This window comes from Caballeronia choica, assembly GCF_001544535.1.
In the GTDB taxonomy this organism is placed as follows: Bacteria; Pseudomonadota; Gammaproteobacteria; order Burkholderiales; family Burkholderiaceae; genus Caballeronia; species Caballeronia choica.
On the sequence record NZ_FCON02000383.1, the window covers coordinates 1 to 2,242 of the forward strand.

Below are 2,242 nucleotides of genomic sequence, written 5' to 3' on the forward strand. Positions count from 1 at the left end.
CCCGAGCAGCAACGCTTCGACGCCGTGATGCAGGCCGACGGCAAGATCGAGCCGCAGGACTGGATGCCCGATGCCTACCGCAAGACCCTGGTGCGGCAGATTTCGCAGCACGCGCATTCGGAGATCATCGGCATGCAGCCCGAGGGCAACTGGATCAGCCGCGCGCCGAGCTTGAAGCGCAAGGCGATCCTGCTCGCCAAAGTGCAGGACGAAGGCGGCCACGGCCTCTATCTCTACAGCGCGGCAGAAACGATGGGCGTCTCGCGCGATCAACTGGTCGACGCGCTGCACGTCGGCCGCGCCAAGTATTCGAGCATCTTCAATTACCCGACGCCCACCTGGGCGGACGTCGGCGTGATCGGCTGGCTGGTCGACGGCGCCGCGATCATGAACCAGATTCCGCTGTGCCGCTGCACGTACGGGCCGTACGCCCGCGCGATGATCCGCATCTGCAAGGAGGAGTCGTTCCACCAGCGCCAGGGTTTCGACGCGCTGCTCGCGATGATGAAGGGCACGCAGGCGCAGAAGGACATGGTGCAGCAGGCGGTGGAGCGCTGGTGGTGGCCGGTGCTGATGATGTTCGGCCCGAGCGACAAGGATTCGATCCACAGCGGCCAGTCGTTCCAGTGGGGCATCAAGCGCATTTCGAACGACGACCTGCGCCAGAAGTTCGTCGATGCGACCGTCGAGCAGGCGAAGATCCTCGGCGTCACGCTGCCCGATCCGGACCTGAAGTGGAACGAAGAGCGTCAGGCGCACGACTACGGCGCGCTCGACTGGGACGAATTCTGGCGCGTCGTGAACGGCGACGGCCCGTGCAACAAGGAGCGTCTCGCGACCCGCGTGAAGGCGCACGACGAAGGCGCGTGGGTGCGCGAAGCAGCGCTCGCGCATGCGGAAAAGCAGGCCGCCCGCGCCCACCAACAAGCCGCATGAACGAGGAGACGACGATGAACAAGGAATGGCCGATCTGGGAAGTATTCGTACGCAGCAAGCAGGGGCTCGATCACAAGCATTGCGGCAGCCTGCACGCACCGGACGCGTCGGGTGCACTGCGCATGGCGCGCGACGTCTACACGCGGCGTCAGGAAGGCGTGAGCATCTGGGTGGTGCCGTCGGCGGCGATCACGGCATCGGACCCGGCCGACAAGGCCGAGCTCTTCGAACCGGCCGGCGACAAGATCTACCGTCACCCGACCTTCTTCGTGCTGCCCGACGAAATCAACCACATGTAACGTGGAACGCGATATGACGACGCCTCAGCATCTCCAGTACATCCTGCGTCTCGCCGACAACGCGTTGATCCTCGGCCAGCGCAACGCCGAGTGGTGCAGCCACGGCCCGGCGCTCGAGGAAGACATCGCGCTCGCGAACATCAGCCTCGACCTGATCGGCCAGGCGCGCCTGCTGTACTCGCACGCGGCCACGCTCGACGCGCAACTGAACGGCACGCAAAAAACCGAAGACGACTACGCGTATTTCCGCACCGAGCGCGAGTTCGCGAACTACACGATTGCGGAGTTGCCGCACTACGGACCGCTCGCCGGCACTGTGCGCACCGAGCGCGACTACGCGGTGACGATCGTGCGCAACTTCCTGTATTCGGCGTTGATGAGCCATCTGTGGACGGCGCTGGAATCGTCGACCGATGTGCAACTGGCCGCGATCGCCGCGAAGTCGCTGAAGGAGACGCGCTATCACCTGCATCACGCGGGCGACTGGCTGATCCGCTTCGGCGATGGCACGGAGGAATCGCATCGGCGCGCGCAGGCGGCGCTCGATTACCTGATGCCGTACACACGCGAGTTCTTCAGCATCGACGAAGTGGAAACGGCGATCGCGGCCGCGGGCATCGGACCGTTGCCGGGCGCATTCGAAGCGGCGTGGCACGAAGACGTCGCGGCGACGCTCGCGCAGGCGACGCTCAAGGCGCCCGCCGAAGTGAAGCACGTGAGCACCGGCAAGCACGGCGAGCATTCCGAGCACATGGGTTATCTGCTCGCCGAGATGCAGAGTCTCGCGCGCCAGCATCCCGGCGCGAGCTGGTAAGCGTGGAGCGATCGATGAGCAACGCCGAAGCCATGCTCGATGAAGCGCTCAGACGGGACGTTGAAGGCAAGCTGAACGTCTTCGCGCTGCTGAATGCCGACGCCGCGCGAAACACCCAAGCCCCACTCGACGCCCAAACCACGATGAACGCAGACGCCACCGTCGCCCAGGCCTGGGCCGTGCTCGAAGCGGT

General features: G+C 65.2%; 3 protein-coding genes. All 3 read left to right on the forward strand.

Annotated elements, in window-relative coordinates; translation table 11 throughout:
• The coding region (gene paaA / locus AWB68_RS44225) for a 1,2-phenylacetyl-CoA epoxidase subunit PaaA (protein ID WP_125483292.1) at positions 1 to 936 on the forward strand (936 nt) is incomplete at its 5' end.
• Between the two features lie 14 nt (positions 937 to 950).
• A complete protein-coding gene (gene paaB, locus AWB68_RS44230) occupies positions 951 to 1,235 on the forward strand; it encodes a 1,2-phenylacetyl-CoA epoxidase subunit PaaB (protein ID WP_087650367.1) in 285 nt (94 codons plus the stop codon).
• 13 nt (positions 1,236 to 1,248) lie between these two features.
• On the forward strand, positions 1,249 to 2,049 hold the full coding sequence (gene paaC, locus AWB68_RS44235) for a 1,2-phenylacetyl-CoA epoxidase subunit PaaC (RefSeq protein ID WP_087650365.1): 801 nt from the start codon (positions 1,249 to 1,251) through the stop codon (positions 2,047 to 2,049).
• Positions 2,050 to 2,242: the final 193 nt, after the last annotated feature.

Coding starts and splice junctions, on each gene's coding strand:
- paaB (WP_087650367.1), top strand. CDS start 951: ATGAACAAGGAATGGCCGATCTGGGAAGTATTCGTACGCAGCAAGCAG.
- paaC (WP_087650365.1), top strand. CDS start 1,249: ATGACGACGCCTCAGCATCTCCAGTACATCCTGCGTCTCGCCGACAAC.